The organism is Umezawaea sp. (genome assembly GCF_057122925.1).
The window spans coordinates 20462-37212 of the sequence record NZ_DBNGPQ010000147.1; the positions used below are offsets into that span (position 1 = coordinate 20462).

The window sequence follows — 16751 nt, forward strand, 5'->3', positions numbered from 1 at the left end:
TCACATCGGCCACGTTCCGTGACCGGTCGGGTTTCGTGGTGTGGTGGGTCTTGTTCTTAGCGGGGGGCCATGCGCAGGGCGCCGTCCATGCGGATCACTTCGCCGTTGAGGTAGTCGTGTTCGATGATCGTCAGCGCTAGTTGGGCGTACTCCGCTGGCAGGGCCAGGCGCTTGGGGAACGGGACGCCTGCTGCCAGGCCTGCGCGGAAATCGTCCGACACCGTTGCGAGCATGGGGGTGTCCACGATGCCGGGGGCGATGGTCATCACGCGGATTCCCACGGTCGACAGGTCTCGCGCCGCTGGGAGGGTCATGCCCACCACCGCTGCTTTCGAGGAGGCGTAGGCGACCTGGCCGATCTGGCCGTCGTAGGCGGCGATGGACGCGGTGTTGATGACGATGCCGCGTTGGCCGTCTTCCAGGGGTTCGGTCTTGCCGATGGCCGCTGCCGCCAGGCGCAGGACGTTGAACGTTCCCACCAGGTTGATCTCGATGACCTTGCGGTACAGGTCGAGGTCGTGGGGGCCCGCTTTGCCCACCGTCCTGCTCGACGGGCCGATGCCCGCGCAGTTGACGACGATGCGCAGTGGTGCTCCGGCGGATGCCGCGGTGTCCACCGCCGCCTGCACCTCGCTCGGGGAGGTCACGTCGGCGGGCAGGTACGTCACGCCCTCGACGGCTTCGGCCTTCTCGATGCCCGACGGCAGGTCCAGCGCGAAGACGTGCGCGCCCTTCGCCGCCAGAGCGCGTGCGGTTGCCCCACCGAGGCCCGACGCACCACCCGTCACGATCGCCGCGGTACCCGTGATCTGCATGCGGCCCAGGTTAACGCTCGTTCAGCGCAGGCTCCTGCTCCGGTGGTCGGAGAAGTGGAGCAGTGCGACCAACGGCACAGCGGCCAGTGCTGCCAGTCCGACGAACAGGCCCAGGATGACCAGCAATTCCATGTGGTGAACAGTGCCCCTCTTCGTGGTTCCCCCGCGTCGTCCGGCAGAGGGTTGTCTGCGTGCACTCAGGGGATACCCGATGTCACGCTCCGCTACACCTCGGTGATCGACTTTCTGTTCGTTAGCCGGGGTAACCAAAATCCTCCCCACCGCGTAAGTTGGCCACGTGTTCACCACCCGGCCGGAACTCGTCGGCACCCACGGCATGGTCGCGTCCACCCACTGGCTCGCCTCCTCGGCGGGAATGGCCGTGCTGGAGGCCGGGGGCAACGCCTTCGACGCCGCCGTCGCGGCGGGCTTCGTGCTCCAGGTCGTCGAACCGCACCTCAACGGACCCGGCGGTGAGGTCCCGATCGTCTTCTCGTCGGTGAACGAGTCCGCGCCCCGCGTGCTGTGCGGCCAGGGCGTCGCACCGGCGGGCGCGACGATCGACCACTACACCGGCCTCGGCCTCGAACTGGTGCCCGGCAGCGGGCTGCTCGCGGCCACCGTGCCCGGTGCGTGGGACGGCTGGCTCACGCTGCTGCGCGACTACGGCACGAAGTCGCTGCGCGAGGTCCTCGGCTACGCGATCGGCTACGCGCGCGACGGCTTCCCGCTGCTGGAGCGGGTGTCGTTCACGATCTCCCGCGTCTCCGACCTGTTCCGCGACCACTGGCCCACGTCGGCCGCGCAGTGGATGCCCGGCGGGCACGTGCCCGAGGCCGGTACCCGGTTCCGCAACCCGAAGCTCGCCGAGACGTGGGAGTGGCTGCTGGCGGCGGGTGAGGCCGCGGGCGGCGACCGCGACGCCCAGATCGAAGCCGCCCGCCGCGCCTGGTCGCAGGGCTTCGTCGCCGCGCAGGTCGACGACTTCTGCCGGTCCGAGTTCCGCGACGACTCCGGCCGCGACCACGCCGGCGTGCTCACCGGCGCCGACATGGCCGGGTGGGAGGCCACCTACGAGGACGCCGTCACGGCCGACTTCGGCGACTGGACGGTCGCCAAGTGCGGTGCCTGGTCGCAGGGACCCGTTCTGCTGCAACAGCTCCGGCTCCTGGAGGGCTTCTCCGACCGGCTGTCCTACGTGGACGGCAAGCCGACCGCCGAGACGATCCACCTCGCCGTCGAGTGCGCGAAGCTGGCGTTCGCCGACCGCGAGGCCTGGTACGGCGACTCCGGTGACGTGCCGCTCGACGTGCTGCTGTCGCGCGAGTACGCGGACGTGCGCCGCAAGCTCGTGGACGAGAACGCCTCGCTGGACCTGCGTCCCGGCTCGCCGCGCGACCTCACGCCGCGGCTGGCCGAGCACATCCGACGCGGACCGAGCACCCCGACCGACCTCGGCGGCGCCATCGGCGAACCGACCGTCGAACGCGCGGGCACCACCAAGGGCGACACCGTGCACGTCGACGTCGTCGACCGCTGGGGCAACCTGGTCTCCGCCACCCCGTCCGGCGGCTGGCTCCAGTCGTCGCCGGTCATCCCGTCGCTGGGCTTCTGCCTCGGCAGCCGCGCGCAGATGTTCTGGCTGGACGAGGGCCTGCCCAACTCCCTGACCCCCGGCAGGCGCCCCCGCACCACGCTGACCCCGTCGCTCGCGCTGCGCGACGGCCTGCCCGCGCTGGCGTTCGGCACTCCCGGCGGCGACCAGCAGGACCAGTGGCAGCTCGGGTTCTGGCTCGCGCACACCACCGGCGGCCTGAACCTCCAGGCGTCGATCGACGCGCCGCTGTGGCACAGCAACGCGTTCCCCAGCTCCTTCTTCCCGCGCACGTGGACGCCGGGCGAACTGGTCGTGGAGTCCCGGATCGGGGCGGCGGCGATGGCCGAGCTGAGCGACCGCGGCCACACCGTCGTCGACGCGGGCGACTGGACGCTGGGCCGGATGTCCGCCGTGGCGCGGGATTCCCGCGACGGCCTGCTCCGCGCCGCCGCCAACCCCCGCGGGGCCCAGGGTTACGCGGTCGGCCGCTAGCCCCCGGCCGCGCACGCTCGCGCTAGGAGCGGAACGGCCCTGACCCGAGGGGGGAGGGGAGCAGGGCCGTTCCGGTACCGGAATCCCCTCCGGCACGGCACCGCTGCGGCGCGCCCGAGGTTCATGGCGGGGAAATTGCCGCATCCGGGCCGTCCGGAGCAAGGCGCGTAATCACCCTGGGCGACTTCATTCACCCGCGAGAGGGGCGCGCCCAGTCCAATTTCGTCGTGCACACCCGAACGTCCGCCCGCCACACCACGACCACGTAGGTACCGCTCTCCGCCCGCACCCGAGTCAGGTACTCGGCCGCGCAGCCCCGCGTGTAGTGCGCCTTCCACGCCTCGCCCCGCACGACGTACCAGCCGTGGTCGGAGACGTTCTCCACGTGCTCGCACACCAGCGCCCCGCCCGGCCGCCGCCTCTGGTACTCGATCCGGTGGTGGTAGTCGTCCATGCGGTGGACGGTCCACGCGGGCGTCACGCGGTGGGATTCCCGCCGCGTGCATTCCAGGTCGTAACGTCTCGTGGTCGGGCGATCACGGGGAGGTGCCTGGTGGGCAAGAACGCCGAACCCACGTTCCGGCAGCGGAAGCTCGGCGAAGCGCTCCGCGTGCTGCGGGAGCGCGCTGGACTGACCCAGCAGGAAGCCGCCGCCCGACTCCGCTACGACCACCGCAAGCTCAGCCGCATCGAGAACGGCCAACGGCCCGAGTACCACGGCCTGCGGGCGATGTTGGACGAGTACGGGTTGCCGGTGCCGGAGTGGAAGCGCTACCTGGACATGTACGAGCGCGCCATCGAGAAGGGCTGGTGGCACCCGTACGGAGTGGATGACCACGGGTACACCAGTCTGGAACACGACGCGTGCGTGGTGCGGGACTTCCAGTTGGCCCACGTGCCCGGCCTGCTCCAGACGGAGGCGTACGTGCGCGCGGCTTTCGCGGGTGCTCGGGTCCAGCGGTCCAGGCAGTGGGTCGACAACCAGGTGCTCGTGCGGATGCGCCGACAGGAGCGCCTGCTGGCCGCCGACCCGTTGCGGCTCCAGGTGGTGATCGCCGAGAGCGCCCTCGCGCAGGCCGATCGGGCGCAGTTGCGGCACATCGTCGAGCGCGGTCGGCTCGACGCCGTCGACGTGCGGGTGCTGCCCCGCTCGGTCGGTTTCCACGACGGTCAGAGCGGCCCGTTCACGCTGCTCGACTTCCCCGACAGGCGGGATTCGCAGGTCCTCTACGTGGAGCACGCCACCGGGGCGATCCACATCGAGGACCCCGAGAAGGTCAGGGCCGGTAAACTCGTCTTCAACCACCTCTCGAAGCGCGCGTTGTCCCCGGACGAGTCCGTGACGTGGATCGAGGGGTTGGCCGCTGAGCGATAGGGGATCGTGGTGTCCACTGTGTGGCGCAAGAGCAGCCGTAGCAACGCCGGCGGCAACGCGAACTGTGTCGAGGTCGCCCTGGCCGGTGTCGCCGCGGTCGTCCGGGACTCCAAGAACCCGACCGGCCCGGCGGTCTCGCTGCCGGACTGGTCCGGTTTTCTGGTCGCCGTCAGGAGCGGCGCGTACGACCGCTGACGTACGCCGCGGTGCCGCTCCAGCACCGACGTCCCAGGGCACCTCCTCCCGTACGGTCGAGCCGTGTTCCTCCTGCCCTACGCCTGGTTCGCGGCCACGTTCGGGCTGCTGTTCCTGCGCAAGCGGTACCCGGTGGCGACGATCGCGCTCACCGGGACGTCGACGTGGCTGTACTACACGACCGGCCACTGGGGGCCGCTCGTCGCGGCTCCCGCGCTGGCCGTCTTCAGCCTGGGCCGGGTGTCGGCGGTCGAGCGGCGGCGGCGGCAGGCCGAGCAGGAGCGGTTGAGGATCGCGCGCGAGGTGCACGACGTGGTGGCGCACAGCCTGGCGATGATCAACGTGCAGGCGGGGGTGGCGGCGCACGTGGCCGATCGCAAACCCGACGAGGCGGTGAAGGCGCTGCTGGCGATCAAGGAAGCGAGTCGGGCGGCCCTGGTTGACCTGCGGGCAACTCTCGGGGTGCTGCGCAGCGGCGAGGGCACGGCTCCGGCTCCGAGCCTGGCTCGGCTCGACGAGCTGCTGGCCCCGGTGGGCAAACCCGTCGAGGTGCTGGGTGAACCGGGCGATCTACCGGTGCCGGTGGACGTGGCGGCGTACCGGATCGTGCAGGAGTCGGTGACCAACGCGCTGCGCTACGCGCCGGACGCCACGAAGATCACCATTCGCTTCGAGCGGACCGGTGGTCAACTGGAGATCACGGTGCGGGACGACGGTCGGGCGACCATGCCGGGCATCGGTGCGGGGACGGGGCTGGCGGGGATGCGGGAACGGGCGGAAGCGCTCGGCGGGAGCGTCGACGCGGGCGGGGTGCCGGGCGGTGGGTTCGAGGTGCGGGCCGTGCTGCCGGTCGAAGGGGGAGGCGGATGATCCGGGTCGTGCTGGCCGACGACCAGGCGCTGGTCAGGGCCGGGTTCCGGTTGCTGCTGGACACCGAGGACGGCTTCGAGGTCGTCGGGGAGGCCGGTGACGGTGCCCAGGCCGTGGCGCGGGCGCGGGAGTGCGGGCCGGACATCGTGGTCATGGACGTCCGGATGCCCGGAACGGACGGTCTGGAGGCGACGCGGCTCATCTCGGGGGACCCGGAGCTGCGGGACACGAAGGTGCTGGTCCTGACGACGTTCGACGTGGACGAGTACGTGTTCGAGGCGCTGCGGGGCGGGGCGAGCGGGTTCCTGCTGAAGGACGTCGAACCGGTGGAGCTGCTGCACGCCCTGCGCGTGATCGCCGCGGGTGACGCCCTGCTTGCACCGAGCGTGACCAGGAAACTCATCGCTGAGTATGCGTCGCGACCGGAGAATCGTCGCGTTCACCCATCTGCGCTGCGAGAACTCACTGATCGTGAGCGAGAGGTCCTGGCGCTCGTGGCGGGTGGACTGTCGAACGACGAGATCGCGGAACACCTGGTCATCAGCCCTGCGACGGCCCGGACGCACGTGAGCCGCATCATGACGAAGACTGCCGCGAGGGACCGGGCGCAACTCGTCGTTCTCGCTTATGAATCGGGACTCGTAACCGCTAAAAGATTATGAGCAATTCATGAGCCCGTTACCGGCTGTATTGGTCGTATTGGTCACGGAGTAATTTATTGACGCAGTGCGACCAATTGACGGCTAGGCGATGGCGCCGGGCGGGAGGTTCAACTTGAAGGGCAGCGTCGTCACGACGGCGAGGTCCGACGCGGTGCTCTTCATCAACGACGGCGCGTTGCGGGCCCCCGGCTCGGGCAGGTGCAGCAGGCGGTCGACGGCCTCGACGAGCTGACCCTCGTAGATCCAGACGGCCTGCGCGGGGCGCGTGCTGTCTCGAACCGCAGGTAGACGGCCTGCGCGAGCTTCTGTCTCAGACCAGAAGAGGATCGAGTCGATGAAGCCTCTGCGCTGCTTGAAGGCCATGATCCGGTCGAGTTCGCCTTCTCCGTCCCTCAGGTGCAGGAACTGGAAGCCACTTTCGCGCAACTCGATGACCTTGCTCAGTGCGAGATCCATGACGCACCTACCTCTGTGAGGTCCGGGTCGGGCGTAGACCGATCCCAATATCAACTGGAATGGATCGTACGGCAAACGAGGGAATCCAACATAGACCTGTGGGTCTTGTCTATGTCTCAATCGGGGATGGCGGTAGAAGCTTGTCCTGCTCTTGTCCGGTTCTCTTGGGTCCCGCTCTGAGCACCCGGAACGTTCGTGCCAGGAATGCGACACTTGCCAAAGTGACCAGGGTCACATGCAACCACATGGCGGCCTCCGTCGACTCGTCAGGGTCCTGATCGCTCGACCCACCGGTATAGACGTGCGGCTCTCGTGCGAGGTTGCAGATCCACGCGACCCGCCGCGGCGGCGCTGGATACCCTGACCAGGTGACCGCCAACCGGCTTGATTCGCCGACCCCGCCCGGAGGGGTTCCCGGCCTGCCGCCGTTGGCCGAGTCCTGGCTCCCCCGCGAGCACCCGCTGCACCGGCCCAGGCACGGAGCCCGCCAGACGACGGCGCGCGTCGCCGCGCTCGTGTTCTTCTGCGTCCCGATGTTGCTGCTGGTCGTGGGCGTGCGCGCGCCGGAGTTCGAGAACAGGAAGCTCGCCGACTTCCCGTCCGTCACCGACGGGTTCGGCCTCCTCACGGGCCTGGACCAGTGGGCGACCGACCACCTGCCGCTGCGCGACAAGGCCGTGCTGGCCGAGGACGCGATCAGCCGCGGCGTGTTCGGCGAACCGCCGCCGCTCGGGCAGAAGCCCGCCGTCGTCGGCCCGGTGCAGGCGCCCGTCCAGACGCCGAGCGCGTCCGACGAGGACCGCGACAAGCTGCGCGCCAGCGGGTTCCCCAAGGTCATCGAGGGTTCGGACGAGTGGCTCTACCTCGGGTACGACGTGCTCGGGGCGTGCCTGCCGGAGCGGTCGGTCGACGACGTGATCGGCGGGATGAAGAAGCTCCGCGAGGCCGTCGAGTCGTCGGGGCGCGAGTTCATCCTGATCGTCGCGCCGGACAAGACCACGATGGTCCCCGAGCACCTGCCCGCCGACTACGTCGGCAAGGCCTGCTCCACCGAGGCCCGCGAGAACTTCTGGAAGCGGGCGCTGGCCGACGCGGGCGTGCTAGACGTCCGGCCTGCCCTGCGCGCCGCCGGGGAACGCCGCGGCGCCCCGGTCTACTCCACCATCGACACGCACTGGACCCACGAGGGCGGCCTCGCGATGACCCGCCTGATCGCCGAGGCGGTCCAGGCCGGTTCGACCGCGACCTGGAAGGCCACGCCCGCGACCGTGGTGCGGCGCGAAGGCGACCTGCCGACGCTGCTGGGCAAGACCGTCGAGTTCCCGGTGCAGACCTACGACCTGGCACCGGACGGTCAGACGGTGCAGAGCAAGGCGGTCGACAAGGCGTTCCGCGACCCGCTCCGGCTGCCCGGCGCGACCGGGAAGGGCGTCGTGCGGACCAAGGTCAGCATGATCGCCGACTCGTTCACGCTGCCCGCCATCCCGTACCTCAGCGGCGGGTTCGCCGACCTGACCGTCGTGCACAGCGACACGGCGGGCACCGACGTGCTGAAGGTCGCGAACACGCTCGCGGACAGCGACGTGGTCGTGTTCGAGGCGGTGGAGCGCAGCCTCACCGCGGGCATCAACCCGATGGTCGCCGACCCGATCATCAACGTGGTGAAGGCCGAACTGGCCAAGCGGCCCCGCTAGGACTGGCGCTTCTGCCTGGCCTTCTTCGCCACCGCGCCCGCCAGCCGCACCGGTGCGCTCACCTTCCACGACGTGGAGCCGCGCAGCTCCGACAGCGCGTTGTGCGCGTTGGTCGACACCTGCTCGGTGTGCGCCAACTGGCCCCGCACCGCGGCGAGCTCGGCCTCCAGCGCGTCGACGCGCCGTTGCAGCACCTCCTCGCGCTCCAACCGGCGGTCCAGCGACCGCACCGACCCCGGCGGCAGCAGCAGCGGCTTCTCGTCCAGCGCCACGTGCACCATCGACCGCATCACCAGCCACTCGTCGGTGGCCACCGCGTGCGAGGACGACTTCTCCGACCACTTGTTGTAGATGGAGGTCATCTCGTCGGTGTCGTGCACGCCGCAGAACGACGCCGCGCGCACCAGGAACTCCCAGTCCTCGCAGACCGTCAGCGACTCGTCGAACCGGAACCCCAGCTCCACCAGCACGCGCGGGAACGCGAAGCAGTGGAACGGCGTCTCGTTCTGCCGGATGTGCCGGACCATGTCGAACCGCGTGGCGTACGTCGGCGTCAGCGGACCGGTGGCGGTGTGCGTGGCGAGCTGGCCGTTCGGCGCCCACTCGCGGTGCTGCTCGGCGGCCCACCAGCGCACCAGCGTGCCCGGTGACGTCCGCGCGCCCGCCTTGATGTTCTCCACCCAGTTCGCGGTCACCAGGTCGTCGTCGTCCAGGAACACGACGTACTCGCCGCGCGCCGCCGCCAGACCCGCGTTCGCGGGCCTGCCGCGCGTGCCGCCGTCGCACGGCAGCACCGTCACGCGGTGGGCGAGGTTGCCCTCGAACTGGTCGACCGCGGTCCGCACGTCGGTCTCCATCGTGGAGTCGTGCACGACCATGACGACCTCGAAGTCGAGGTCGGTCTGCGCGCCGAGGCAGCACAGGACGTCCACCAGCGTGTCCGGGCGCCTGCCCTGGGTCCGCATCACGACGCTGAGGAACGGCCGCTCCTCCTCGACGGCGACGGCGACCCGCGCGGCACCGCGGTGGTAGCGGCGGACGAACTGGTTGACCTTGCCGTGCTCGTCGGCGCCGGACCGCACCTGGTCCACGAGCGCGCCCAGCGTCGCCTTCGGCTCGAACAGCGGGTGGCCTGCGCGGCTCTGGTCGGAGCGCAGCAGCACGAAGTCCTCGCGCGCGGCCTCGTACCAGCCGGTCGACACCATCAGCTCGGTCAGCGAGCGCTCGGTGAAGAACCGCACGTGCGTGCGGTCCAGCAGGCCCGAGTCCGTCATGTCCCAGTGGCCGGACAGCAGCTGCCGCGCCAGGTCCACGTGGCCGACGTTCGGGACGCTGACCACCAGCTCCACGTCCGCCTGCTCGGCGGCGAGGCCCGCCAGCACCTCCAGCACCGCCCTCGGGTCCGGCACGTGCTCCAGCACGTCCAGGCACAGCACCGCGGCGACCTTGCGGCCGTTGACCGCCTTGTCCAGCGCTTCCCGCAGGTCAGGACGGGTCAGGTCGAGCACGTGGGCCTCGATGCCGCGCTCGGTCAGCGCGGCCACCGACCCCTCGTCCAGGTCCAGGCCGACGTAGGTCGCGCCCAGGTCGCCCAGGGGACCCGCCACCGCGCCCGCGCCGCACCCGACGTCCAGCACCACCCGGCCCTCGGGCGCGCTCGTGGACAGCAGCCGCACGGCGGAGCCGTACGGGCCGGAGTCGTTGAAGTCGAATTCGTAGTTGCCCACGCGTGCATCCCTCAGAATCGGCGGCGGCCGTACTCACCGTTGACGAAGTCGGCCACCGAGGCGGCGTCGGGCAGCACCGGCGGCAGGTCGCCGCCGGAGTGCCTGCGCTCGTACTCCTCCAGCGCGCGGCGCTGCTCGTGGCTGCCGTGGACCTCCATGACCTCGACGGTCTCGGTGACGATGTCGGGTCGGGCGAACCTGGTCGCCAGCATCAGCCTGCCGAGGATGCCCTCGTACGGCTCGATCGCCGTCGTGCGCACCCCGGCCGTGGCGTCGAGCCGCTTGTCGTGGAACAGCACCGCCCTGGGCTGGTGCACCACCCGCGAGCCGCGCAGCCGCAGCCGCCAGCTCAGGTCGACGTCGTTGACGTAGGAGGGGAACCAGCGCGCGTCGAACCCGCCGACGGCGTGGAAGTCGGCGGTGCGCACCACGAGGCACGCGCCGCTGGCCCAGCTCTGGTCGCCCAGCCTCGGGTCGAAGTGCTTCGGGTGCTCGCACGGGATCTGGCGGCCGTCGGCGGCGACCACGTCGGGGTCGCGCAGCGCCTCCACCAGGTGCCGCAGCAGCGTCGGGGCGACGTAGCTGTCCGGGTTGAGGAACAGCACCGCGTCCTCGGTGGCGCCCTCGGCCAGCGCGTTCGAACCCGCGCTGTGGCCGAGGTTCGCGTTGAACCACGTGTAGTCCAGCGTGACCCGCGGGTCCGCGCCCGCGCGCAGCTCCCGCAGGTCGCCCTCGCTGATCACCGGCACGTCCGAGCAGTCGCCGATGGCCAGGGCCACCTTGTTCAGCCCGACCTCGGCGGCGTCCAGCGCGAGCTGCGCCGTCCGGTTGAGGGCCCGGACGCACCGCCACACCTCGGCGAGCGGGTTCTCGTAGAGCACGACCGCGACCCGCACGGACGAGGGAGAACTCATTTCGTCGGGGCCGTGTGCTTGAGCTGCTCGGTGAACACCGCGTCGAAGCGCTTCCGGGCGCTGGCCTCGTCCACGCTGAACACCTCGACGCGGATGACCTCGCCGCCCGCGACGTAGTGCGCGCGGAAGACCGTGATGGACTTCTCCGCACTGGTCTGGACCGACTTCGAGGGCACGATGTCGCCCTGCTTGGCCGCCGGGTCCTCGGTGAACCCGAACCGCTTCTGGTCGGTGTCCATCGCCTCCTGGAGCGCGGCGGGGCTGCCGGCCTTGAACGCCCACAGGCTCGTGGTGATCTCGTTCTCCACCACGATCACCGAGCGCGCCTCGGTCGCGCCGACCTGTTTCAGCACCACGAGGTCGGGCGTCGGCAGCGGCTTGGCCGTCGTCAACTCCTCCGGCGTGTACGTCTTCGGGCCCGCCGAGCGGCCCTCGGGCACGACCAGCGTGCCGAAGGGGCTGGGCTTCGGCTTCGTGGTGGTCGTCGGCGCGGCCGAGGACGAGGACGTCGGGTCGGCGACCGACTGACCGCCACCCGGCTTGATCGCGAAGAAGTAGACGCCCGCGGCGATGGCGAGCACGAGGACGACGACGCCGACGATGGCGAACACCTTGCCCTTGCCGCCGCCGCTCTCGTCGAACACCTCGGGGCCCTGGGTGTTGAACCCGCTCCACTGCTGCTGCTCGGGGTCACCACCCGCCCACGGAGGGGAGTACGCGCTCTGGTCGCCGCCCCACGGCGTGCCCTGCTGGGCCTGCCAGGGCGCGCCCTGCTGCTGCTGGCCGCGCACGACCTGCGTGCGGTCGGCGTTCGACACGACCTGCGTCCGCTCGGCCGCGTCGCCCGCGGGCGGCTGGCCACCGCTGTTGGGCACGACCTGGGTGCGGTCGGCCTCGCCCGGCGTGCCCACGGGCTTGATGAACTGCGTCGACTCCGAGGAGCCCGACGGCTGCTGCTGGGACGGCTGGGGCTGCTGGGGGCTCCACTTGAACGGAGCGGGGAACGGGTTGGAGTCCGGTCCGGTCTGCTGCGGGGGCGCGGCGCTCTGGCCGCTCTGCGCACTGGCGAGCAAGTCGTCGCGTTGACGCCGGTAGACGTCTGCCGAAACCTTCCCCGCGGCGAACGCCGCATCGAGCTGTCGGAGTTGTTCCTGCCAGGTCACCGCGATCCTCCCTCGTGGTCAATCTCTGCACGTGCGCACGGAAAAACCCCCGGCCCTCGCGGTTCGCCTATCCTACGGTCCGCCGACTGCGGGTCGGCGGGAGGAGGCCCCGGTGGGCATCTGGGGGAATCGTCGTTCCGAGGGCAGCGCGCCGAACGACCGCAAGAGGGCCACAGACGGTTTCGGGACCCTTCGTCTGATCGCGGCGTTCTGCATCATCATCGACCACGCGGCTCCGTTGACCAAGTCCGGCGGCTCGGTGCTGCCGGTCTGGTTCGGGTTCGACCTGGGCACGGTGATGGTGTCGGCGTTCATGGCCATGAGCGGCTACCAGGTGGTCCAGAGCTGGGAACGCGATCCCCACCCGTGGCGGTTCTCCGTCAAGCGCGCACTCCGCATCCTGCCCGGTCTCGTGGTCGTGCTCGCGCTGTGCGCCCTGGTGCTGGGCCCGCTGCTGACGACGCTCCCCACCGGCGCCTACTTCCGGCACCCGGCGACGTGGAGCTACCTCTACGACAACCTGCTGATCTTCCCACAGCGGTACGCCCTGCCGGGGGTGTTCACCGAGAACCCCTACCCCAACGCGGTCAACGGGTCCCTGTGGAGCCTGGCCATCGAGGTGCTCGGCTACCTGCTGATCGCCGTGTTCGGCCTCGTGGGCGCGCTCCGGCGCCGGTGGGTCGTGCTGGTGGTCGCCCTCGCGCTGGCCGTGCTGTTCCAGCGGATGCTCACCGCGCAGTGGGAGACGCCCCCGGTGTTCCTGCTGGTGCCCACGTCGCCGCTGGTGCAGTACCTCGCCGTGTACTGCGTCGGGATCCTCGCCCACCTCTACCGCGAGAAGTTCCGGTACGCGTGGGGCGGTGTCCTGGTGTGCGTCGCCGTGGAGGTGGTCATGTACGCGTCGCCGATGACCGAGCTGACGCGGCTGGTGACCGTGCCCTACATCGCGCTGGCCATCGGCACGCTGCTGCCGAGCACGCTGTGGCTGCCGTCCTCGCTGACCGCCGCCAGCTACGGCGTGTACCTCTACGGCTTCCCGACCGAGCAGCTCGTCGTGTGGGCGGGCGCGCGGTCGGAACTGGTGGTCGCGCTGGTGTCGGTGCCCATCGCGTTCGCCCTCGGGCTGCTGTCGTGGAACCTCGTCGAGAAGCCGGCGATGAAGCTGCGCCGGGTCCTGTTGCGCCGCAAGCCGGAACCGCCGTCGCACTCCGCGCCCACCGTCGAGTTCGAGCGGGTCAGGACCTGATCACCTGCTCGGCAGCGCGGCCTGGACCGTGGCCAGCAGGGTGGTGAGGTCCTGCGCCAGCCGCGCCATGTCCGGCTTCGGCCCCTGCGCGACGCCGACGCGGACCACCTTGTCCCCCGAGGTGTAGACGAGGCGCAGCACCGCCTTGTCCGGGGCGGACAGGACGAAGCGGCCCTCGCTGACGTCGACGAAGCCCGCGGTGCGCAGCTGCTCCGTCAACCCCGCGGCGACCTGCCCCGCCTCCTGCGCCGAGCCCGCGGGCACGACGATCAGCGCGTAGGACGTGTTGTTCTCGTACGACGTCGCGAAGTGGAACCTGTTGACGCCGTTGTCGTTGAGCAGACCCGCTTCCTGCGGCGAGAGCAGCCGCAGGTTCATCGCGCGGACGACGTCCATCTCCGGTTCCGTCTGGCCCGCGCCGGGCAGCGCCGGGATCTGCGCCGCGCTGCTCGCCGCCGCCGCGCCCGACGAGCCGGTGTCGCGGGTGAACCACCACGTGCTCGCGGCGAGCGCGGCCACCAGGAGCACGGCGACGACGGCGATCCACCGGCGCTTGCGCTTCGGCTTGCGCACGGCTGCGGCGTCGGGCGGTGCGGCGACGGGCTCGTCGACGGGTGTGTGGTCGGCGAAGTCCACCGCCGGTGAACCGGGAGCGGGCGCGGCCGCCCGAACGAGAAGGCTGTCGCGCTCCTTGACGTACTCGGCGCGGGTGATCTCACCACCCGCCAGCCTCACGTCGAGCGCGCGCAGGTTCTCCTGCCAGTCCATCGCCAGCACCTCACGTATCGATCGACAGCCCCGATCGGGACTGCACCATCCTGCCCGAGTCCCGTCGTCAAGATCCTCGCGGTGGTGCCGATGCCGGTCAGCCGACCCGGATGGAACCGACCACCCCGCGCATGAACTCGGCGAACTTGCCGCCCACGTCCTGGTCCGGCACCGTGGTGGGACCCGCCGTCGCGACGCGGACGGTCATCTTGCCCGACGTGTAGATGCCGCGGTACAGGAACTGGTTGGAGGTGGCGAGCTTCGTCATCGTCACCGACTTCGGCACGTCGTTCAGCTCCACAGTGGACGTACCGGCGACGGCCCGGTTCTCCACCAGCGCGGCCGACAGGTCCTTGGCCGACTGCTCGTCCTCGGCGACGTACACCGCGATGGCGTAGGACAGCGTGCCGTCACCGCTCGACTTCTCGAAGACCTTGTCCACGCCTGCGGCTTCGAGCGCCGCCAGGTCGCCCTCGGGGATGATCTTGGCGTCCTTGGCGGTCTCCAGCGTGTACTCGCCGTTCTTCGGGTACGGGTTGCCCGGCGGGTCCGGCACCGCCGCCAGGCCCGACGGAGGGGCCGTGGTGGTCGGGGCGGGCGGCGGGCTCGACGTGGGCGGCGCGCTCGTCAACGCCTCCGTCGTCGTCGCGGGCGGCGGGGCCGCCGACTGCGTGCCCATGCCGCCGCTGAGCCCGAACCAGAAGACGCCACCGCCGATCACGACGAACGCCAGCACCCCGATCAGCACGTAGATGCCGACCCTCGGGCTCTTGCCCGCGTTCGAGTCGAACACCTCGGCGCCGTGCACGCCCGACGTGCTCGGCGTGACGCCGAAACCCTTGTCCTCCCACGGCGGGACCGGCCTCTTGGGAGGCTGGCCGAACTGCTGCTGCGGTGGGAACTGCGGCAGCGGCTGCGACGTGGACGGGGTGGCCGGGAACCCCACCGGTCGCACCTGCTGCGTCTTCTCCGGGTCGGCGAAGTCGCTCTTCCTGATCACGCTCGTCGCCTCGGGGTCGGCGGGCTGGCTGGCCCGCCACCGCATGGGCGTGGGGCCACCCCCGGACGCGGCGGCGAGCAGCTCGTCGCGACGCGACCGGTGCTGGTCCGCGGTGATCCGCCCGGCCGCCAGCGCCTCGTCCAGAGCGCTCAGCTCTTCCTGCCAGCCCATCTGAAATCCCTCTCGGCGATCTGTCCGCGACTTCTCGGACGTCCGTGTCGTGGCCGTTGGGAACAAGTCGACACCAGTGGCCAAGCCAGCCGAGCCTATCTTGACCGACCACGGGCGCACCGATCAGCCGGTCGGGCAAATCCGCAGGTGAGATGGGTCGCTACCGGATGACTTCGGTACCACGCCGACCGCCCGCGTTCCGCACATCGGTGCCACGGCCCGGTTCGGGCGCGGCAAGACCGCGCTCATCGACGCGGAACGCGCCCCGCCCGTGCGTTCACAGCCGCTCCAGCGCGGCGCGATGGGTGGTCGCCGAGGGAACGGTCACCACAGGCCCACCCGCGGCACCGCGGTCGAGCGGCACAAGTTGAGTAGCGGTACTCAAGACAGCGGCCGGTGCCGACCGCAGAATTCCTGGCATGGCTGCCACGACCAAGAAGCACACCCCGACCTCGACGGCGTTCTACGCGCAGGCCGTCATCTCGTTCGCCGTCTCGCTCGGCGCGGTGGGCCTCGGAGTGGCCTACCTGCCCGTCGACGGGTGGGTGAGAGCGTTCCTGGCCCTCGGGCTGCTGTTCACGGTCACGTCGGCGTTCACGCTCGCCAAGTGCATCCGGGACCGCCAGGAGGAGCAGTACCTCGCCAGCCGGGTCGACCAGGCCCGCTTGGAGAAGCTGCTGGCCGAGCACGACCCGTTCAAGGTCGAGGCGCTCTAGCCCCTCTTGGTCATCAGCGACGGGCCGAGGATCTTGCGGGCGAGGCGGCGGGCCGCGCTGCGCGGCACGTACGGCTTGGGGGCCGCGGGCTTGGCCTCGGGGGCCGGTGCCGGGGGAGTCGCCGCCGGGGGAGTTGCCGCCGGGGGAGCGGCGGCCGGTGGAGCGGCGGCCGGTGGAGCCGGTGCCGGAGGAGCTGCCGCGACCTGGGGCGCCGGTGGCGGAGGAGCTGCCGCGACCTGGGGCGCCGGTGGCGGGACCTGCCGCGCGGGCGGTGGTACGAACGGCGGCGGGGGGCCGACCGGTTGGAACTTGACCGTCGCGTCGCTCTGGAACTTGATCGTCGGTTCGTTGCCGGGTGTGAACTGCTGGTGCTCCTGGCTCAACGTCACAACTCGGATTCTGCCGGCTCCACCGCGTTGACTTCCAGGGGGAGAGATCAGCACGACAGCAGACCGCAGGGCCTCCGGGTGGTGGTCGTGGTCGTCGGCCGGACCGTCGTCGTGGTGGTCGTCGGCGGCTGGACCTGCGTCGTTGTCGTCACGGCCGTTGTGGTCACGGCGGCCGTGGTCGTCGTCGTGGTGGTCGTCGACGTTGTCGTCACACCGGCGGACGTAGTGGTCGAAACAGGGGTGGAGACGACCGGGGCAGGGGTGCTGGACGCCGTTTTGAGCTCCGTGCGGGTGGCCGAAGCGGTCACGACGAGGACGTTCGGGGTGCCGCCGAGTGGTCGAACCGGCTCCGCCGAGGGGCTCGTGGCGACGAGGGCGGCGAAGGCGGCACCCACCAGCGCGCCCACCGCGACCCTCCCCGGAAGCCCCCACAGCACCCGGACTGCCTATCTTGATCACCTGGTCGGGTCAAATCGTGATGTGCCAACGGGGACGGCTCGA

The 16751-nt window shown here is 70.7% G+C and carries 18 protein-coding genes; 9 read left to right on the forward strand and 9 right to left on the reverse strand.

Going from position 1 to position 16751, the window contains the following annotated elements; all coding sequences use genetic code 11:
- Positions 1–56: 56 nt before the first annotated feature.
- Positions 57–815 (reverse strand): SDR family NAD(P)-dependent oxidoreductase, encoded by a 759-nt coding sequence (locus tag AC156L_RS33515; protein WP_330881050.1) that lies wholly within the window; start codon positions 813–815, stop codon positions 57–59.
- 298 nt (positions 816–1113) lie between these two features.
- Here AC156L_RS33515 and AC156L_RS33520 point away from each other — a divergent pair, with 298 nt between their 5' ends.
- Complete coding sequence (locus AC156L_RS33520) at positions 1114–2904, forward strand: gamma-glutamyltransferase family protein (RefSeq protein ID WP_330881047.1); 1791 nt, start codon at positions 1114–1116, stop codon at positions 2902–2904.
- Positions 2905–3094: 190 nt separating this feature from the next.
- Here the strand turns inward: AC156L_RS33520 and AC156L_RS33525 are convergent, their stop codons facing one another.
- Positions 3095–3358, reverse strand: coding sequence for a hypothetical protein (locus AC156L_RS33525; protein ID WP_330881045.1), 264 nt, complete (start codon positions 3356–3358; stop codon positions 3095–3097).
- A 99-nt stretch (positions 3359–3457) separates the two neighbouring features.
- On the opposite strand from AC156L_RS33525, the gene AC156L_RS33530 reads away from it, so the two are divergent.
- The 4 genes from AC156L_RS33530 (at position 3458) to AC156L_RS33545 (ending at position 6006) form a co-directional block, all read left to right on the forward strand.
- The gene (locus tag AC156L_RS33530) at positions 3458–4279 is read left to right on the forward strand and encodes a helix-turn-helix domain-containing protein (RefSeq protein ID WP_330881043.1); all 822 of its coding nucleotides are present in this window, start codon (positions 3458–3460) and stop codon (positions 4277–4279) included.
- A gap of 9 nt (positions 4280–4288) precedes the next feature.
- The gene (locus tag AC156L_RS33535; protein ID WP_414720097.1) at positions 4289–4474 is read left to right on the forward strand and encodes a DUF397 domain-containing protein; all 186 of its coding nucleotides are present in this window, start codon (positions 4289–4291) and stop codon (positions 4472–4474) included.
- Positions 4475–4537: 63 nt separating this feature from the next.
- Positions 4538–5344, forward strand: coding sequence for a sensor histidine kinase (locus tag AC156L_RS33540; protein ID WP_330881041.1), 807 nt, complete (start codon positions 4538–4540; stop codon positions 5342–5344).
- The gene (locus AC156L_RS33545) at positions 5341–6006 is read left to right on the forward strand and encodes a response regulator transcription factor (RefSeq protein WP_330881038.1); all 666 of its coding nucleotides are present in this window, start codon (positions 5341–5343) and stop codon (positions 6004–6006) included. The genes AC156L_RS33540 and AC156L_RS33545 overlap by 4 nt, the downstream gene beginning before the upstream one ends.
- Positions 6007–6087: 81 nt before the next feature.
- Here the strand turns inward: AC156L_RS33545 and AC156L_RS33550 are convergent, their stop codons facing one another.
- Positions 6088–6462, reverse strand: a complete 375-nt coding sequence (locus AC156L_RS33550) for a hypothetical protein (protein ID WP_330881036.1) — start codon at positions 6460–6462, stop codon at positions 6088–6090.
- A gap of 368 nt (positions 6463–6830) precedes the next feature.
- Here AC156L_RS33550 and AC156L_RS33555 point away from each other — a divergent pair, with 368 nt between their 5' ends.
- Positions 6831–8156, forward strand: a complete 1326-nt coding sequence (locus AC156L_RS33555) for an alginate O-acetyltransferase AlgX-related protein (RefSeq protein WP_330881034.1) — start codon at positions 6831–6833, stop codon at positions 8154–8156.
- Here AC156L_RS33555 and AC156L_RS33560 read toward each other — a convergent pair.
- The 3 genes from AC156L_RS33560 to AC156L_RS33570 are packed head-to-tail and all read right to left on the reverse strand — an operon-like array spanning position 8153 to position 11870.
- Positions 8153–9883 (reverse strand): methyltransferase domain-containing protein, encoded by a 1731-nt coding sequence (locus AC156L_RS33560; protein ID WP_330881032.1) that lies wholly within the window; start codon positions 9881–9883, stop codon positions 8153–8155. The genes AC156L_RS33555 and AC156L_RS33560 overlap by 4 nt on opposite strands.
- 11 nt (positions 9884–9894) lie before the next feature.
- Positions 9895–10797, reverse strand: a complete 903-nt coding sequence (locus tag AC156L_RS33565) for a glycosyltransferase (protein WP_330881030.1) — start codon at positions 10795–10797, stop codon at positions 9895–9897.
- Positions 10794–11870, reverse strand: coding sequence for a hypothetical protein (locus tag AC156L_RS33570; protein ID WP_330881028.1), 1077 nt, complete (start codon positions 11868–11870; stop codon positions 10794–10796). Before AC156L_RS33570 ends, AC156L_RS33565 begins: the two co-directional genes overlap by 4 nt.
- Before the next feature lie 202 nt (positions 11871–12072).
- On the opposite strand from AC156L_RS33570, the gene AC156L_RS33575 reads away from it, so the two are divergent.
- On the forward strand, positions 12073–13206 hold the full coding sequence (locus AC156L_RS33575; RefSeq protein WP_330881026.1) for an acyltransferase family protein: 1134 nt from the start codon (positions 12073–12075) through the stop codon (positions 13204–13206).
- Here AC156L_RS33575 and AC156L_RS33580 read toward each other — a convergent pair whose 3' ends face one another.
- Positions 13207–13974, reverse strand: coding sequence for a hypothetical protein (locus AC156L_RS33580; RefSeq protein WP_330881024.1), 768 nt, complete (start codon positions 13972–13974; stop codon positions 13207–13209).
- Between the two features lie 97 nt (positions 13975–14071).
- Positions 14072–15145, reverse strand: a complete 1074-nt coding sequence (locus AC156L_RS33585; protein WP_330881022.1) for a DUF1707 domain-containing protein — start codon at positions 15143–15145, stop codon at positions 14072–14074.
- A 419-nt stretch (positions 15146–15564) separates the two neighbouring features.
- Here AC156L_RS33585 and AC156L_RS33590 point away from each other — a divergent pair, with 419 nt between their 5' ends.
- The gene (locus tag AC156L_RS33590) at positions 15565–15861 is read left to right on the forward strand and encodes a YiaA/YiaB family inner membrane protein (protein ID WP_330881020.1); all 297 of its coding nucleotides are present in this window, start codon (positions 15565–15567) and stop codon (positions 15859–15861) included.
- Here the strand turns inward: AC156L_RS33590 and AC156L_RS33595 are convergent.
- On the reverse strand, positions 15858–16250 hold the full coding sequence (locus AC156L_RS33595) for a hypothetical protein (protein ID WP_330881018.1): 393 nt from the start codon (positions 16248–16250) through the stop codon (positions 15858–15860). The genes AC156L_RS33590 and AC156L_RS33595 overlap by 4 nt on opposite strands.
- 78 nt (positions 16251–16328) lie before the next feature.
- On the opposite strand from AC156L_RS33595, the gene AC156L_RS33600 reads away from it, so the two are divergent.
- A partial coding sequence (locus tag AC156L_RS33600) for a hypothetical protein (RefSeq protein WP_484407599.1) occupies positions 16329–16751 on the forward strand: 423 nt, incomplete at its 3' end.

Coding starts and splice junctions, on each gene's coding strand:
- AC156L_RS33515 (WP_330881050.1), bottom strand. CDS start 815: ATGCAGATCACGGGTACCGCGGCGATCGTGACGGGTGGTGCGTCGGGC.
- AC156L_RS33525 (WP_330881045.1), bottom strand. CDS start 3,358: ATGGACGACTACCACCACCGGATCGAGTACCAGAGGCGGCGGCCGGGC.
- AC156L_RS33545 (WP_330881038.1), top strand. CDS start 5,341: ATGATCCGGGTCGTGCTGGCCGACGACCAGGCGCTGGTCAGGGCCGGG.
- AC156L_RS33550 (WP_330881036.1), bottom strand. CDS start 6,462: ATGGATCTCGCACTGAGCAAGGTCATCGAGTTGCGCGAAAGTGGCTTC.
- AC156L_RS33565 (WP_330881030.1), bottom strand. CDS start 10,797: ATGAGTTCTCCCTCGTCCGTGCGGGTCGCGGTCGTGCTCTACGAGAAC.
- AC156L_RS33580 (WP_330881024.1), bottom strand. CDS start 13,974: ATGGACTGGCAGGAGAACCTGCGCGCGCTCGACGTGAGGCTGGCGGGT.
- AC156L_RS33585 (WP_330881022.1), bottom strand. CDS start 15,145: ATGGGCTGGCAGGAAGAGCTGAGCGCTCTGGACGAGGCGCTGGCGGCC.
- AC156L_RS33590 (WP_330881020.1), top strand. CDS start 15,565: ATGGCTGCCACGACCAAGAAGCACACCCCGACCTCGACGGCGTTCTAC.